The 16,191-nt window shown below is 42.5% G+C and carries 12 protein-coding genes; 5 read left to right on the forward strand and 7 right to left on the reverse strand.

Features of this window, described 5'->3' with window-relative positions; translation table 11 throughout:
* The first annotated feature begins 2 nt into the window (after positions 1-2).
* Genes K7X70_RS05795 through K7X70_RS05805 form a run of 3 tightly spaced genes read left to right on the forward strand, consistent with a single transcriptional unit; the run spans position 3 to position 3,877 of the window.
* The gene (locus K7X70_RS05795) at positions 3-1,877 is read left to right on the forward strand and encodes a RagB/SusD family nutrient uptake outer membrane protein (protein ID WP_222536158.1); all 1,875 of its coding nucleotides are present in this window, start codon (positions 3-5) and stop codon (positions 1,875-1,877) included.
* A gap of 47 nt (positions 1,878-1,924) precedes the next feature.
* Positions 1,925-2,302, forward strand: a complete 378-nt coding sequence (locus K7X70_RS05800) for a hypothetical protein (RefSeq protein WP_222536159.1) — start codon at positions 1,925-1,927, stop codon at positions 2,300-2,302.
* A 54-nt stretch (positions 2,303-2,356) separates the two neighbouring features.
* Entirely contained in the window at positions 2,357-3,877 is a 1,521-nt protein-coding gene (locus tag K7X70_RS05805) for a sulfatase family protein (protein ID WP_222536160.1), read from the forward strand.
* A 200-nt stretch (positions 3,878-4,077) separates the two neighbouring features.
* On the opposite strand, the gene K7X70_RS05810 is transcribed toward K7X70_RS05805, so the two are convergent.
* The gene (locus tag K7X70_RS05810; protein WP_222536161.1) at positions 4,078-4,986 is read right to left on the reverse strand and encodes an urea transporter; all 909 of its coding nucleotides are present in this window, start codon (positions 4,984-4,986) and stop codon (positions 4,078-4,080) included.
* 80 nt (positions 4,987-5,066) lie between these two features.
* Between K7X70_RS05810 and K7X70_RS05815 the strand changes: the two genes are divergently transcribed.
* The gene (locus K7X70_RS05815; protein ID WP_222536162.1) at positions 5,067-5,540 is read left to right on the forward strand and encodes an FKBP-type peptidyl-prolyl cis-trans isomerase; all 474 of its coding nucleotides are present in this window, start codon (positions 5,067-5,069) and stop codon (positions 5,538-5,540) included.
* Between the two features lie 138 nt (positions 5,541-5,678).
* Here K7X70_RS05815 and K7X70_RS05820 read toward each other — a convergent pair whose 3' ends face one another.
* The 5 genes from K7X70_RS05820 to K7X70_RS05840 all read right to left on the reverse strand — a co-directional run bounded on the left by K7X70_RS05820 (position 5,679) and on the right by K7X70_RS05840 (position 14,222).
* Positions 5,679-7,100 (reverse strand): TlpA family protein disulfide reductase, encoded by a 1,422-nt coding sequence (locus K7X70_RS05820; RefSeq protein WP_222536163.1) that lies wholly within the window; start codon positions 7,098-7,100, stop codon positions 5,679-5,681.
* A 4-nt stretch (positions 7,101-7,104) separates the two neighbouring features.
* Entirely contained in the window at positions 7,105-8,499 is a 1,395-nt protein-coding gene (locus tag K7X70_RS05825; protein ID WP_222536164.1) for a RagB/SusD family nutrient uptake outer membrane protein, read from the reverse strand.
* An 11-nt stretch (positions 8,500-8,510) separates the two neighbouring features.
* Entirely contained in the window at positions 8,511-11,951 is a 3,441-nt protein-coding gene (locus K7X70_RS05830) for a SusC/RagA family TonB-linked outer membrane protein (protein WP_222536165.1), read from the reverse strand.
* A 400-nt stretch (positions 11,952-12,351) separates the two neighbouring features.
* The gene (locus K7X70_RS05835) at positions 12,352-13,551 is read right to left on the reverse strand and encodes a FecR family protein (RefSeq protein ID WP_222536166.1); all 1,200 of its coding nucleotides are present in this window, start codon (positions 13,549-13,551) and stop codon (positions 12,352-12,354) included.
* Positions 13,552-13,643: 92 nt separating this feature from the next.
* On the reverse strand, positions 13,644-14,222 hold the full coding sequence (locus K7X70_RS05840) for an RNA polymerase sigma factor (RefSeq protein WP_222536167.1): 579 nt from the start codon (positions 14,220-14,222) through the stop codon (positions 13,644-13,646).
* Positions 14,223-14,473: 251 nt separating this feature from the next.
* On the opposite strand from K7X70_RS05840, the gene K7X70_RS05845 reads away from it, so the two are divergent.
* A complete protein-coding gene (locus K7X70_RS05845; protein ID WP_222536168.1) occupies positions 14,474-14,917 on the forward strand; it encodes an SRPBCC domain-containing protein in 444 nt (147 codons plus the stop codon).
* Between the two features lie 27 nt (positions 14,918-14,944).
* On the opposite strand, the gene K7X70_RS05850 is transcribed toward K7X70_RS05845, so the two are convergent.
* On the reverse strand, positions 14,945-16,153 hold the full coding sequence (locus tag K7X70_RS05850) for an outer membrane protein assembly factor BamB family protein (protein ID WP_222536169.1): 1,209 nt from the start codon (positions 16,151-16,153) through the stop codon (positions 14,945-14,947).
* Between the last annotated feature and the right edge of the window lie 38 nt (positions 16,154-16,191).

The raw sequence follows: 16,191 nt of genomic DNA on the forward strand, positions 1-16,191 counted from the left end.
AAATGAAAAAGAATTTAAATATATGCGTGTTACTAGGCTTGCTGTGTGTCTTTTCTGCTTGTAAGAAAGGCTTTCTTGACCTTGAACCGCTTGATACCTTGAGTACCACCAATAGTCTGGCTTCTACCAATGAGCTGAGAATGTATATGAACCAGTTTTATCAGGGTACTCAGCTGAATCAGACCACGCAGCCAATAACGGATATTTATCCGGAATCTTTCCCGGTGCAGCCAACAGTTGTAGGTGGGGCAGGGATTGCCTTTAATGATGCAGGAACTGATAACATGATTTTCTCTGCAGTAAACACACGTACCTCCGGGCTGTTCTCCCTGAGTGCAGCACCTACGATTAAGGAATATGTGGCGGTAAGGAACCTGAACTATTTCTTTGAAAACTTCAAAAATGCAAAAGGAAACGCCGTAGAAAACAATAAGTTTTTAGGGGAAGCCCGTTTTTTTAGAGCTTATTACTATTTTGCCATGCTGAAAAAAATCGGGCCAGTAACCTGGGTAAACAAAGTCTTGCCGGGAGAGAAAGAGGTGATGGAAGTGCCTAGGGCATCCAGAACTTTAATTGTCGATTCTGTATTGGCGGATTTGGATCAGGCAGTGGCTTTATTGCCTGCAGTGAGCAACAGTGCCAGTATGCGCCTCCATAAAGATGTGGCATTGGCTTTTAAATCGAGGGTAGCGCTTTATGAAGCGACCTGGCAAAAATACCATAAGGCTAAGAACGACCCGTTTTTTACTAAAGACATCAGTCCGGAAAAGATTCAAAGCTATTTTGAACAGGCGCGTGATGCCGCATCGGCAGTGATGACTGGTGGTAAATGGTCGGTTTATACCACTGGGAAACCTTTGGAGGATTACGGAAACCTGTTTATCACCACAGATCTATCCACAAATCCAGAAGTCCTGCTTTGGAAGAAATACAATGTCAATGATAACATTGCGCATAGTGTGAGCAAATACACTTCTACAGGAGGGGCAGATCTGGGCTTAACCTTATCCCTTGTCGATGATTATTTAACCAGAGACGGAAGGCCATTTGTTGGTACCGAGCGTGCAGAGGCGCAGAAAGTTTATGCCAAAGAGCTGAGCCCTGTGCTGAGGGATCCGCGGTTGGGGCAAACGGTAGCGCTTCCAGGAAAACCCTTGAAACCAGCTGTTGTAGTTCCGGGATATCCACCGATCAACCAGACTGGCTTTAACAAAAGCACCACAGGTTATCCGCTGTATAAATTCCTGGAATATAACAATGCCGGCGCGGTTTCTGATGATTTTAAGAGTGTTGCTCCGGCAATTATTTTCCGTTATGCGGAAGTATTGCTAAACTATGCGGAGGCCGTTGCAGAATTAAATGGGGATCCTGGGGCGATTGCAAATGCGCTGAATCCATTGAGGGTACGTGCCGGAATGCCTGCAGTTGATTTCAGCAGAGAGTACAATACCGATGCCGCTTATCCTTTCCGCAACCTAAGTAATGTGATTCAAGCGGTAAGAAGAGAGCGGAGGGTAGAATTTGCAGCAGAAGGGATGCGTTTAGACGACATCATGCGCTGGGCTGCAGCAGGAGAACTGCTGATTGGAAAACGCCAGTTAGGGACGCTTTTTGTAGGCAGCGACATGACCAGTCAGAATGCTGCCGGTGGATTTTACAGTGCTTCATTGTTGTATTATGATACTGCACCAGCCGGTAAATCGGTCAACCTTTACCTGAATGGCAACTCTGGCGACCCACAGCGTTACATCGATCCTTATAAAAACGTGCTGCCAAATGGAGCAGGTTTTAATCCGCAGAGAGACTATTTGTTGCCGATTCAACAGCGAATGATTCAGTTAACCGGAGGTCAATGGAGTCAGAATCCGGGATGGTAATCACAAAATTCCAGATGGTAATCAAAATCTAAATCAAAAGAAAAGAAATGAAGACAATCAATCATAAATTGAAATTACTGCTTTATGTAATGCTCATTGGCCTGGCCTGCGCTTGTAAAAAAGAGGTGGGTTCGCCAAAACCAGAACCCTCAGCTTTTTCTGCAGTGGTAGAGGGGGGCCTGACTACGGTTCCTGCTGCCGGTGGAAAAGTGAATATTGTGATCAGCGCTGGTACTGACGGATGGTGGTTAACCAGTCCACAGGTAGATTTGCTGATCAATACGAAGATGTATGGCTCCGGGGATTTTAAGCTTCCAGTCACGATAAAAGAAAATACAACTGGCAAGGCGAGGATGATTTCTATAAATGTAAACCCTACCTTTAACCTTCCCCCGGTTACATTTAATATAAACCAGGATAAATAAAACCTTTCAGGCGGTAGGTTAGACCGCCTGAATTTTACACTTAAACACCCTAAAATGAAAAGAATTTCCCTGTTATTTTTACTGCTCTGCGGACATTTAACCTACGCCCAGCAGCAGCCCAACATCATCATTATTGTTTCCGACGACCATGCTTTTCAATCTATTGGTGCCTATGGCAGTAAACTGATGAAAACACCATCTATTGATAGAATTGCGAAAGAAGGGGTGCGTTTTGACAAAGGATATGTGACCAATTCTATTTGCGGCCCAAGTCGCGCGGTCATTTTAACCGGTAAATACAGCCATAAAAATGGCTTTAAAGACAATGAAAATTCCAAATTTGATGGCAGTCAGGATTCTTTTGTGAAGCAATTGAGAAGTGGCGGCTACCAAACCGCATGGATTGGTAAATGGCATTTGGAAACGACGCCGCAAGGATTTGACCATTGGCAGGTATTGCCGGATCAGGGACAATATTATAACCCGGATTTCCTGATGCAGGATGGAACAAAGAAAAGATATGAAGGTTACGTAACTAATGTGGTAGAAGATGTAGCGGAAGATTGGTTAGATCAGCGCGATCAGTCGAAGCCTTTCTGTCTGGTAATCGGTCATAAAGCAACCCACCGCGTGTGGTTGCCGGATACTGCAGACATGGGGATGTTCGATAAAGTAAAATTCCCTTTGCCGCATAATTTCTATGACGACTATAAAACTCGTGAAGCAGCAAAAATCCAGGACATGAGCATCGCTAAAACCATGGTGATGGGCTATGATCTGAAGATGTTTGGTTCAGAAGCCGAAGCAGACAGAGAGGGGTCTGTGAAAAGAATGAACCCTGCGCAAAGAGCAAAATTTAATGCGTACTATGAGCCAATAGCAGCAGATCTGAAGGCCAGGAATTTAACTGGTAAGGCATTAACGGAATGGAAATTCCAGCATTATATGCAGGATTACTTGAGTACAGCAGCCTCTTTAGACCGTAATATCGGTAGAACACTGGACTACCTGGATAAAAAAGGACTGACCAAAAATACCATCGTCATTTATATGTCTGATCAGGGTTTTTACTTGGGTGAGCATGGTTGGTTCGATAAAAGATTTATCTATGAAGAGTCTTTCCGTACGCCAATGGTAATGCGTTACCCTGGCGTGATCAAACCGGGGTCAGTTTCCAAAGATTTTGTAATGAACCTGGACATTGCGCCAACGATGCTGGATGCCGCAGGAATTGCCATTCCTAAAGACGTGCAGGGAAAATCAATGCTTCCTCAGTTAAAAGACAGTAAAACGGCCGGTAGAAAGGTGATGTTTTACCATTATTATGAAAATGGAGAACATTCGGTATCGCCTCATTTTGGCATCAGAAACAGCAGGTATAAGCTGATCCGTTTCTATAAGCGTGTGAACAGCTGGGAGCTTTTTGACTTACAGAAAGATCCTAATGAGCTGAATAATTTGTATGGTCAGAAAGGTTATGAAAAAATTACCGATCAAATGAAAAAGGAACTGGATGCGCAGATCGCCAGCTATGAAGATCAGGATGCTGCAGCTATTTTAGCGAAAGGTATTTAAAGCAGCTGGTCTTGCTGGTCCGAAAGCATACTGGCCATAGGACAGCGCGGAATTCGGAATGCTAGCTAAGTATTCCGAATGATAGGCCAGCATTCGAAATCATATCAACAGCCGGATTACATTTTATGTATCCGGCTGATTTGTATTTATTTAACAGCTTTCTGATGGTTTAATAACTCGCTGATGAGGAAATCAGGGGATTAATGCCTTTGATTGGCACCAGATTGAACTGCCTTTTCTATCTTGAAAAATTTGGTGTGTATATTCTTGATCACTAAGGTCAGACAAGTGCCTGCAACAAATGGGAAAGTCAGCAGTGTGAAATGATACTGCGCCATGACCCAGGCAATCGCGAGGGCCAGCAATACTGATATCAATACCCAAAATCCGTCCATCACTTTTGTTCCTGCAAAAACAATCGCACATAATACCGCATTGTAACTGCCGAGTCCCATGTGAATACTTTCCTGTGGACTCAGGGATAAACAGTTGGAAATGATGGCTGCAATAACTCCAGCGGCCATTGCATAGAGCGCCGAAATTGGCGAGCTGATAAAAACAGCAATAAAGAACAGCAATCCTGCAAAAGTGCCTCCCTGAAAAATTACTTGTCCGAAGCTACGTAAAGCATAGGCAAAATCGGGATTTAGAGTTGCTTCCATCATTAAAACATCAGAAGGACCTACCTGATATACCTGATGGAAAATGTACAATAATATCCAGGTGACGAATACAAAAGGGAAGGTAAACACCGGGATTTTCTTGACAATAAGAAAGTGCTGCAGCATCGTCGCCAGAATAGCACCTATCACTATTGCGATCCAGATGACTGCTACAGACTGAAAATAAAAGGGAAGGGCTACGCCAACTAAAGCTGCGCTAAATCCATAAAGACCGCTTGCTATCTCATCTTCTTTGTAATTTAAAATTTTTGCCGTTAGGGTTCCGCATAAAGTGGCCAGGAGGGCACCAATCCCCATTTGCAGAGAACCACAAAATATGCCGACTAAAAACAGGAGGCCTGTCCATGCATTTTCCTGTAACATGATTTGTCCGATGCCTTTGAGTACAGCATCAAGGATTGGAATTTTTTGCGTTAATGATTTCATAGGGTAGATTGAAAATAAACTTAAGAATAAAATCTAAAGGATCAACCTTTAAAAATCAATTAAATGATATATTTGCGGCAATGAAAACGATAAAACACTTATTTTTACTGGTTTGCACAGCGGCATGCTTTGCAGGTTGTTCCAAAGATTTTGATCAGGATAAACAAGCTAAACAAGATACAGAGCTGATTAAAAAGTTTATTGCTGACAATAACATTCCCGATGTAAAAGAAGACGCGTCAGGGGTTTTTTACCAAATTATCGACCGTGGTGCTGGTACCGTAATTTACTCTGCTAATACCTCGATTTCGGCGAAATACGTAGGAAGGTTATTGAATGGTAGTGTATTTGATGATGGAAAAGGAGAAACAATTGATTTCAAATTGGGTGGTGTAATTCCAGGATGGCAGATCGGAATTCCTAAGATTCAAAAAGGCGGCGAAATCCGTTTATTGATCCCTTCTCAACTGGCTTATGGAAACTCTTCTCCATCAGGTGCAATTCCTAAAAATTCAGTATTAGATTTTACAGTAAAACTAATTGACGCTAAATAAGCGGATCAAATACCTATAAAAAAACCGCCCTGTAACAGCTGTTGCAGGGCGGTTTTGGTTATATAAGAGGGGGGGAGTTGGGATTTCGTCGATTGTCATTCCTAAAAATCGTTGATTAGCATACAGGAAGCTCAGCAATTATAATCCTGGAAGTCCGTCAATCAGGGCTTTTAAGCTTGGGTTATCCGGCATATCCGTTTGAAAAACCAATAGTTTTCCTTCCTTGTCATAAATCAGGTAATGCGGGATGCCAGTGATGTTTAATTGCTTGGCAAATGCCCCGGGGAGATCCAGATATTGATGGCCATGCAGCTGCAAATCCCTCATTTTACTTAGCCAGTTCTGGCGGTTTGCATCAATGGAAATGGCCACAAAATTAATGTTCCTGCCTTCATACTGTTTTTCCAGCGCTTGCACATAAGGGGTCATTTTGATACAGGGAACACACCAGGAAGCCCATAGGTCAATAAATAGATACTTGCCTTTGAAGGATGCTAAATTAACCGTGTCTCCTGCCATATTTTCAAAGGATACCAGAGGTAATGCGGCTCCTTTCATGGTATATCTTAAGTTTTCAAAACTTTTCTTTATCTGATTGCGCAAAGCGGCATCTTTAATGTTTTCTGCTTGAACATTGAAATCTTTTAGCTCCTGATCAAAATCAGCAGAAACCTTGTAGGTGTTGATGTAGGCAGATAGCAGGTATCTTACCAGGTCATCTACTACATTTGGCGCAAGGCTCCGCTGTTTGATCCAGTTCAGTTCGCTGCTGACTTCTGCCAGTGTTTTTCTCTTGTTAAATGGGGCTCCTTTAGTTTGGAGTTCAATATACTTGATCAGGTTGTAAGTTGCGTTTGGGAACAGTTCTACTACCGGATCCTGGTAATAGGGCAGGAAAGCGACCGGGCCATTGTAATAGCTGGCCGGCAATTGTGCCTTAGTTTTTGAGGCCCTGATGTAATCTGAACTGAAACGGAATAAATTACTCTGATACGTGTCGAATGCTTTAAATTTCAGGTATTTCTGAACCTCAGGGGCTAGTTTTTTACCCTCCGTCAGACTGTCTGCGATGAAGAAGAACGCTTGAAGGTCGGTTTTAAGTCCGGCTGTATCCAGGTTTTTTTGAAACATTACTCTGCTCTGCTGGTTGTATTTTTCCTGAATTCCTACTAAAGCCTGATTGTTCAGGTCTTTAATTTTACTGTAGTTACAGGTTAGGCCGAATGACCCAATAGGCAGGTATTCCAGGTTCAGCGTCTGGTTTGGATTTAGGTAAAGGACACTGGTATTGACCGATTTGTTTTTTCCGGCTTCCATCACCACACTTAAACTATAAAATCCCGCAGTTTTGAGCGCTGTTTTCAGGCTGAAAGTGCTGCGGTTTCCTGTATTGATTTTTACCAGCAATGGTTTTTTGCCGGAAGAGAAAGGAACGACCTCTTTTAAGGAAATCAGAAAGCTGCGGTCATTACTGGTTTTGATGGTGCCTTTGATGACGGTTATTGCCTGGCCGACCAGCGTTGAGCTGATCAGCAAGGCGGATAATAATAATTTTTTCATTTAATTATCTTGGATTTTGAACGATGTTGGGGTTTAAACTCATCACTTTAGAAGGAATCGGCAACACAAACTTCGGATCATTTGCAGGCAGTGTTTTTGTGCCATGAACAATGCTGATGTTTCTGCCTTCCAGATTACCACGTTTGATGTCAATCAGGCGGGCATTAGAAAAGGTTAATTCCAATCTACGCTCTCTAAGTACTAAATTAACTGCTTCCGCAGGGCTTGATGCACTGAGTTTAACATAGTTTTTTGGGGAGAAACGCTTGATGCGCAGCAGTTCTAAATCTTCCAGAGCTGGGATGGTATTGCCTAAACGTGCAGATGCTTCAGCACGCATTAAAAGCAATTCCTGTGTGGTGATTCCTGCATTGTTATAGTCGTAAGGCCCTTTTAGATCGAACATAGCCAAACCTCCATTGGGATAGGCTACCCCTGAGTAATTCGTTGGACTGGAGCCAAATTCTAGCCTTAGGTCGCCATTTTCATACAAGGCCTTTTGCACATCAGAATAAGTGAAATAGTAGTTGAAACTGCCGGCTATGTTATGAAATTTATGCAGCACAATGTGTTTTTTATCTAAGGTGACTGATGGCATCCCTAAAATCTGACTGGCTGGTTTGTTGTTCGGGTTACTAAATTTAAGGTCGTTGTAATCATAGATGAAATTACTCAGTTTAAAAGCTCGGTCTGCATATTGAAATGCGCTGTTCCAGTTGCCCATATACAGATACATTCTGGCCAATACCCCATAAGCTGCCGCTTTGTTCGGCCGGTAAGTATAAGTGGATTTTTCCGGTAAAATTGCTGCGGCTTCCAGTAAATCCTGCTCGATTTGCGCATAAACAGTTTTAACGGGAGCACGAGGCAATAGTGCATTGATGTCTGCTTTTAGAGGTAAAGGAATACCCGGATCAGTAGCTGCGCTGGTGCTGTAATGTTTCGCATATTCATTGACCAGGGTTAGGTTGCAAAAGGCGCGGTGTACCAATGCTTCCCCTTTTACCTGATCTCTTTGTGTCGGGTTGTTTTCCGTATTGGTCTCCAAACCTGATAAAATTGTGTTGCAGATATAAATCGTGCGGTAGGCGATTCTCCAGTCTGCATCATCTTCTGTGACGTCAAACAATTCATCCTGGAAATCATAAGCTTTAATCATGGCATTACCGGCATAACCAATGGCTCCAGCGCGGTTATTGTCAGGGAGATTCAGCTCATCGGACATATAAATGGTATTGTTAGAGGTTCTGGTGATCTCTTGTCCAGCACTCAATAAAGCCTGGTAATCTTCTAAAGTTGTTGGAATTACCACCCCTTTAGGCTTTACATCCAGGTATTTGTCGCAGGAAGCGAACAGCAATACCAATAAGATCAATGAATATTTATATAATGTTTTCATGAATGTTGCGGTTAAAAGTTAAGATTCAAAGAGATCACATAATTTTTGACAGCAGGATAACCGATGCTTCCTGTGCTTAAAGTTGTGTAATCAGGATCCAGGTTTTGCTTGTTGGCTGTCCATAACCATAAGTTGTTCGCCTGTCCGGTGATGCTGGCTGCAGTAAATACCTTGTGCAGGAATTTCTGTGGCAGCTGGTACGAAAGACTCAATGACCTTAAGCGAATAAATGAAGCATCATCATCCCAAAGATCCGCTTTTTTGTAATAATCGTTCCATCTTGCATCAATTGAAGCGGTGTTGTAAACGCGCGGGATATTGGTGTTCAGCTCATCACCCGGGTTTTGCCATCTCTGGGAAATGTCGTTGGATAATCCAGCATTCAGATCCGTACGGGTAGTATTGATGCGCATGACATGACCAAATTTATAAGTGAATTGTGGCGTCAGGATGAAGTTTTTATAGGCGATATTGACCATTAATCCACCATAAATTGGTGGATCCATTGTACCTACGTATTTCAAGGCATTCACATCTGTTATCCTTGTTGCCGACCAGCTTCTGATATTTCCATTGGCATCATAAATTTGTGGTTCTCCTTTGTCGGAAAGACCAGCCCATTTATAACTGTATAAATAACTCAATGGTAATCCTTTAACCGGGCTTATACCTGCTACGTAAGTGCTGGCGGTATTGCTGGGTGCCAACACATCGGTTACCCTGTTTTTATTATAGCCAAAGGTGAAATCGGCATTTACACGCAGTTCGCCCTGTAAGATTCTGGCACTCAGGTTCAGTTCAATTCCCCTGTTGGTCATCGTGGCGGTGTTCATTTCTGCCTTTTCAAATCCGGTGGTCGGATCTAAAATACTGTTGCCTAGTAAGTCGTAGCTTTTCTTTCTATAAAGATCCAGGGATCCGGTAATTCTATTGTTGAACACGCCGAAATCTAAACCAAAATTGATGGTCGCTGTTTTTTCCGGACGCAATGCCTGGTTTTCAGGATTGGTAAACGTTAACATGTTTTCCTGGGTACTGAAGTTTTTTCCAGTGCCTGCAATGGGGTAGGGGCTGGAGTTTCCAATGTTTCCGTTGATCCCGTAAGTCGCTCTTAAAATCAATTTGTTCAGGAAAGTAACTGGCTTTAAGAAGGACTCATTTGTGGCATTCCAGCTCGCTCCAGCACTCCATAACGGGCGGTAACGGTATTGAGGGTCTGTTCCAAAAAGGTTACTCTGATCGGTACGGATACTTCCCGAAACCGTGTATTTGTTCTTATAAGTATAAGCTGCATTGGCGAATAAAGAGAAGAACCGGTTGTCATTTTCAGCAAACTGGGGATTCCATGTATAGGATTCATAACTGCCTGTTGAGGTGAGCGCATTCGAAGCAATCGCTGCAGCATCGAAATAATCAACGGTTAAGGCCTGGGGATTATAGTTGTAATACCTTTCTGTATTGCTTTTGCGGTCGATTTTTCGCAGTTCCATCCCTGCAATTCCAGTAATGGAATGGTCTGTACCGATCTGCTGATCCACATTGACCATGTTCCGGAAAGTCCAGCTGTTCTGACGATCTTTCAATTTGTCGTACACCGGGCCCACAGGGAATTTGTTGACATAAGTGTTCTTTACCGGATCTAAAACCCTCCAGGTATTGGCCAGGTTTCTTACATAATAAGTGTTTAAATTCTGTAGGTTGTCGGTTTGGTTAGAAAGCAGCTCTGTTTGAAATTGAGAAGTAATGTTTACGCCTTCGACCACTTTGTAATCAGCGCCAACGTTAATTCTGGTCGCGAAGGTATTCGTCTTTGTATGGGTGTTTTCTATGTTTTGTAAAGGATTGACATCCCAGTTCTTGTATCCTTTATCATAATAGCCTTGTTTCAAATGCTCAGCGATTTTAGAACCGTGTGATACATAACCACCATTGTCGTCTAAAAAGGTCTGGTAAGGACGGCTAGTGGCGAAATCATAACCCGTTCTGTTGCCGGTTCTGTTGGCATAAGTAGTATTCAGTCCTAAGGATAGCGTCAATTTTGGCAATACCTGCAAGCTGTTTTTAACGTTCAGGATGAACTGGTCATTTTTACTGCCTACGTTAGCGACCAGCTGATTGGTATAAAAAGAAGAGATGGCAAACTTGTGTTTTTCCGTGCCGCCACGTACAGAAAGGTTGAGCTGTCGTTGTACTGCTTTGCGGTAAATTAAGTTTTGCTGGTCTAAGGAGTTCAGTTTTTTCAGCTTGTCGATGCCTTCCTGTACCTGTGCATCATTCAATAAACCTTTGTATTTTTTATAGAACAATTCTGCCACTTTTGAATAGTTGGCATTGTCGGCGGTAGCAGGATTAAACCATCCTTTCTTGATGGTTTCCACTTCGAAGTCGATATAATCAGCAGTGCTTGCAATTCTTTGTGTAGAGAAATCGGGTGCCTCGTCGATGCTTAAGCTCGTACTGAAATCAAAAATGGCTTTACCATCACTGGCTATTCCATTTTTTGTGGTGATCACAATAACTCCGTTTGAAGCCCTAACCCCCCATATCGAAGCTGCTGCCGCATCTTTTAGCACGGTGATGTTTTCAATATCATTGGGGTTTATGGTCATGTTTCCGCTTTCCACAGGAAAGCCGTCTACTACGATGAGTACTTGTCTGGTACCCGTTTTAATAGAGGATACGCCTCGAACCTGCATCTCTCCGTTTGGGCCTACCAGCAATCCCGGAACCATACCTTCAAGTCCTTTGGCGAAATTGGTGGAGGCGAGGTTGGTGATGCTTAGCTTTTTCTTATCTACAAAACTGAAAGAGCCGGTGGCGCGTTCTTTAGGCAGGTTCTGGTAACCAGTAGAAAGGGTGATCGCTACTTCCTGAAGTTTGGTATTGCTCGGTTTTAATTGAATAGTTAAAGATTTGTTCTGGCCTTTTGTCGCGATTTCTACCGTTTCATAACCAATATAAGCGGCAGTAATTGTGGCATCATCAGCTGCATTTTTAAGCTCAAACTCGCCTTGGGAATTGGTAGCTGTTTTGTTGTTGCTGCCTTTTTCAGCGATAATTACCCCAGGTAATGGCTGCTGATCTTCGGTCAGGACCCGGCCACGTACGGTTTTCAACCGGCTTACTGCAGTTATAGGGTCTGCATTTTTTACCGCCTGACTTAATGGTTTAATTAATATGGTCTTTTCAATAATTTCATAGCCGAAATTCTGCCCTTTTAAAGTTTGATTTAAGGCATCTTCCAGTTTTGAATTGCGAATCTGGATGCTGACTGGTGCGGCTTTTTGTAATAAATCAGAGCTGTATAACAGTTCATAACCGCTTTGTTTTCTAATTTCCTGAAGTACACTTTTTAGAGAAGCATTACTTCTGACAATCGTAATCTTCTGGGAAAAACCTTCCGCACTCACTTGTAAACACAATACAGTGAGCAGGACTGCTACTAATTTCATAATAAAAATTGGTTTGGACTTTAAAAAGCCGGATAAATTTAAGCCCGTAATTCGGTCATAAACACCCTTGCTTTGAAGGTTGAAATTCATAAATTTGTTAGGTTAAGGTGGTTGATATTGTTAACGGATTCATTGTTTGATGAAGATGCTTCCTTAAAACGCCGGTAGTGTTGCTGCACTACCGGCTACTTTTTTTGTGTTGCTGCACAAAAAAATATAGGATCATCTACATGCTGTTTAAATGATAAGCCCCCAGGGTTTATTTCTTGCTAAAGCTGATGTGCTTGTTTTTTTCGTAAAGGTTTTTGCTATAGTTTATGGTTTAAAGTAGGTGGATTAATTGATGAGGTTTAAAGTATGTGATTTTTAACCGGGATATTTATTTCATGAAGGACGTTGTTTATTTGGCTGCTTTAATGGTATTCCCTTCCAGGTTTAAATGAACGTCTCCTGCTAATTCCAACATTTTTAACACCTTGGAAAGGTATACGTTTTTAGAAATTACACCGCTGAACTTGCGGTCTGGCACCTGGCTATAATCTACCTGGACGCCATACCAACGTTCTAATTGACGGAGAATACTGCTCAGCTCTTCGTCGTTAAAGACAAAATTTCCCTTTTGCCAGGCAATTACATCTGCTGCATTTACGGCTTTGATGTTCCATTTTCCATCTTTAAATACAGCCTGCTCACCAGGTTGCAGCTTCGCGGAAGGGCCATTGCTCAAATGCAGCGATACTGAACCTTCCAGTAAAGTAGTCTTGATTGGTCCTTCATTTGAATAGGCATTCACATTGAAATGTGTACCTAAAACTTCCACTTCCTGTTGGTTACGGGACACCTTGAACGGTTTGGTTTTATCCTTCGCTACCTCAAAATATGCCTCGCCCTTTAATTCCACTTTACGTTCCTTTAAGCCCTCAAAGGAAGCCGGAAAGCGTATGGAACTGGCAGCATTTAACCAAACTTTACTGCCATCAGGCAGTTCAATCTGATAAGTACCGCCAATAGGGGTGGATAAAGTGTTAAATTCTGGTGTTAAAGCCGCTGATTTGCCGTTTTTAACACGGTAAACCAATACGCCTTCTTTTGATTTATGGATGCTGATGCCGGTTTGTTCAATCAGTTCAGCAGTTTTAAGTTGATTTAAGGATACGGTATGGCCATCTGCCAGGGTTAATGTGGCAATTTGCCCGCCGGGCTTAAGGTCATGCGCCTGGTTTTGAGCCAATGTATTGACCGTATTGTTTTTTGGAGGAGGTAAAAAGATCAGTGCAGCAGCAATGGCTATAAAAATAGCAGCTGCGGCAGCAATGCTGATCCAGAAAGAAATCGGTTTTGCAGCTTTAGGCATTGGAAGTACTTTCGCATCATGATGCTGAGCAGCATGCTCTGCGGCAGTAGCTATGTTTTCCCGGCTTAAAATACGGGCATATATGCGGTCTTTTAATTCAGCAGCACTTTCTTTTGTTTCCGGATCTTCGAGCATGGAATCGTCAAAGGCATCATACCATTGGTTAAATTCAAGTTGTTCAGCAGGACTGATGGTCCCGTTTTTCCATTTTTCTGCTAACTGCTGTAGATATTTGTCTTTTTCCATCAGGTAAAACTGCTGCTTTTATTAGATAGCCAAGGCTGAAGCAACAATCCCTTACTGCGAAAGAAAATATTTTATATCTGGATCATAAGTGGTTATAAATCGATCAATAATAAGAGCATGCCGACAGCACCAAGGTTGTTTTTTATCGTTTTTCTGGCTTTCGATAAATGTGCTTCTACGGTTTTTTCAGAGATGTCCATGGTTTCGGCAATCTGTTTCTGAGAATATCCAGCCTCGTGTTTTAAGCGGAATACCAACTGACATTTTTCCGGCAGAGTTTTAACGGTCAGTTCCAGTAATTGCTGGAGTTCATTAAAACTAAGCTGATCCTGCGTACTCTCGTCTACTTCCGTTACTTCATTGCTCCAGTCTTTTTCAAAGCGCTGGGTGCGGGATCTTTTCTGTAATCTATTGATCACTTCAAACTTAACGGCAACAGAAAAATAGTTGTTAAAGCCTTTGTGCAGCTCGAAACCAGCCCTTCTTCTCCATAAATTACAGAATACGTCCTGAACAATTTCTTCCGCTTCTATGGCATCATCCAGCCGTTTTCGGGCCACTACATACATTTTATCCCAATAGCGGGAATAGACTTCACTAAATGCAGCTTCACTGCCGTTTTTTAATAAACCAGCAAGTTCATCCTCAGAATATTCGCTTAAAGAAACCATGATATTACCCCGCGCTAAAATTACGATTAATTATGTGCTGCTCAAATGTAAGCGGGTTTGTTTTTTGGATCGCAGCAGCAGGATATTGGTTTTGGCGGGAAAGACCCCTGTTTTTGTCGCAATTACGGAGCGTTAAATCGGAAGCTTCATGTTATATTTGAATTGCTGAACGGTTGCTGGAATTAATCCACTGATCAATTGGAACCAATTAAGGGATCACTCCTGAAAGCTAAACCTTAAAAATTGAAATCATGAAAAAACTGGCATTTAAAACGATGATCAATGCTGCTCCGGAGAAAATATGGGAAGTATTGCTGGGTAAGGATACTTATCCGATCTGGACTGCGGTGTTTGCGGAAGGCTCCGACGTGAAAACAGACTGGAAGAAGGGGAGTAAAGCGATCTTTCTGGACGGCAAGGGAAATGGAATGGTTTCTGAAATTGCGGAAAATATCCCTGGCAAATTTTTATCCATCAGGCATCTTGGGGATGTGATCAATGGAAAGGAAGACCTGGAAAGTGAAAAAGTAAAAGAATGGGCAGGTGCGTACGAAAATTACACCCTGACTGAAGTTGACGGGCAAACAGAATGGAGCATTAGCCTTGATATTGTGGAGGAATATGAAGATTATATGATGGACACCTGGCCCCAGGCTTTAGAGAAAGTTAAGGCCCTGGCAGAAAATAAGGGGTAATTCTCCTTATTTTCTTAGGGCCTGGCATTATCTTTTTAGCGCGTAGAAATAGCCATTGGAGTCGCCGAAATAAACCAGCTCTTTTTCTACTGTTGGTGTAGAGAGGATCGCTCCTAAAGCAAGGATTCTTTTTTCTACTTCCAGATAGTTCTTTCCATCCGGATCAATATCTTTTCGGACGGCGTCCTTTTCATCGAATAATAAGGAATAATACTTTTTGCTTTCTTCGGTTTGGAAAGTCGCATTGACCTTTCCGGATTCGGGATCTACAAAATACAGGCGGCCATTGAAGCAGCCGAAAACCAACTCCTTATTTATAAAAGCAGCAGCGCCATACACCCTCATATTGAGTGGTAAAGTCCATTTTATATCACCATAAGTGCTGCCCATACTGTAAAACCGATGAGTATCCGAAGTCCCCACAAACAGCCGATCCTGATCAAGCAGGGGGGCGGCAATGATCCAGCTGCCACCTTCTTTCCTGTTCCAGAGTCCGGTTCCGGTTTTTAAGCTGAGTGAATATATATTGAAATCCCGGCTGCCAAAGAGTACCGCATTTTCGTTTGCGGCTGCCGCTTTCTGTATCTCACCTTTTGGGAAATACAGATCTCCAACGGTTTTGAATTTCCAGATGAGCTTGCCGGATTTACTGTCCAGGGCATAAAATAATCCGTCATAGCTGCCTACCAGTACTTTGTGGTCTTTAACTAGCGGTGTAGCATGTACAATGCCTCCGGTTTTAAAAGACCAGTGCTGTTTTCCGTTGTCTACATCGACTGCGTAAATGCTGCTGTCTCCACTGCCAAAATAAACCATCTGATCAGCCACAACGGGAGAAGAGAGGTAATAATCCCAGGCATCGTATTGTTGTTCTCCTTTAGTGGCAAAGCTCCAGATCAGTTTTCCATTTTGATGGTCCAATGCATATACTTTTCCATCGGCACTGGAGAAAATTACCATATTGCCATGGATCAATGGATCTGAATGTATTGCGCCTTTGGTTTTAAATTTCCACTGGACTTTACCCGAAAGCTTGTTTAACGCGTAGAAACTGTGGTCCCCGCTTCCAAAATAAACTAGGTTCTGATGAATGGCAGCTGTGCTGTATACCGCCGTATCTGTTTTGAATTTCCATAAAATGCTGGGTTGTGAATTGGCATTCCTGCTAAAAAAAAGGAAAGAGATCAGCATGGCTAAGCGACTGCATCTGCTTAAAATTGAGGGCGTTATTTTCATACGAATATCTGTTTTAAGAGCATCACCTCTTTTAAGAG

It is taken from the genome of Pedobacter polysacchareus (assembly GCF_019802255.1).
GTDB lineage: Bacteria > Bacteroidota > Bacteroidia > Sphingobacteriales > Sphingobacteriaceae > Pedobacter > Pedobacter polysacchareus.

What these genes read in the sequence shown, in the direction of transcription:
- K7X70_RS05795 (WP_222536158.1), top strand. Translation starts at nt 3, where the DNA reads ATGAAAAAGAATTTAAATATATGCGTGTTACTAGGCTTGCTGTGTGTC.
- K7X70_RS05800 (WP_222536159.1), top strand. Translation starts at nt 1,925, where the DNA reads ATGAAGACAATCAATCATAAATTGAAATTACTGCTTTATGTAATGCTC.
- K7X70_RS05805 (WP_222536160.1), top strand. Translation starts at nt 2,357, where the DNA reads ATGAAAAGAATTTCCCTGTTATTTTTACTGCTCTGCGGACATTTAACC.
- K7X70_RS05810 (WP_222536161.1), bottom strand. Translation starts at nt 4,986, where the DNA reads ATGAAATCATTAACGCAAAAAATTCCAATCCTTGATGCTGTACTCAAA.
- K7X70_RS05815 (WP_222536162.1), top strand. Translation starts at nt 5,067, where the DNA reads ATGAAAACGATAAAACACTTATTTTTACTGGTTTGCACAGCGGCATGC.
- K7X70_RS05820 (WP_222536163.1), bottom strand. Translation starts at nt 7,100, where the DNA reads ATGAAAAAATTATTATTATCCGCCTTGCTGATCAGCTCAACGCTGGTC.
- K7X70_RS05825 (WP_222536164.1), bottom strand. Translation starts at nt 8,499, where the DNA reads ATGAAAACATTATATAAATATTCATTGATCTTATTGGTATTGCTGTTC.
- K7X70_RS05830 (WP_222536165.1), bottom strand. Translation starts at nt 11,951, where the DNA reads ATGAAATTAGTAGCAGTCCTGCTCACTGTATTGTGTTTACAAGTGAGT.
- K7X70_RS05835 (WP_222536166.1), bottom strand. Translation starts at nt 13,551, where the DNA reads ATGGAAAAAGACAAATATCTACAGCAGTTAGCAGAAAAATGGAAAAAC.
- K7X70_RS05840 (WP_222536167.1), bottom strand. Translation starts at nt 14,222, where the DNA reads ATGGTTTCTTTAAGCGAATATTCTGAGGATGAACTTGCTGGTTTATTA.
- K7X70_RS05845 (WP_222536168.1), top strand. Translation starts at nt 14,474, where the DNA reads ATGAAAAAACTGGCATTTAAAACGATGATCAATGCTGCTCCGGAGAAA.
- K7X70_RS05850 (WP_222536169.1), bottom strand. Translation starts at nt 16,153, where the DNA reads ATGAAAATAACGCCCTCAATTTTAAGCAGATGCAGTCGCTTAGCCATG.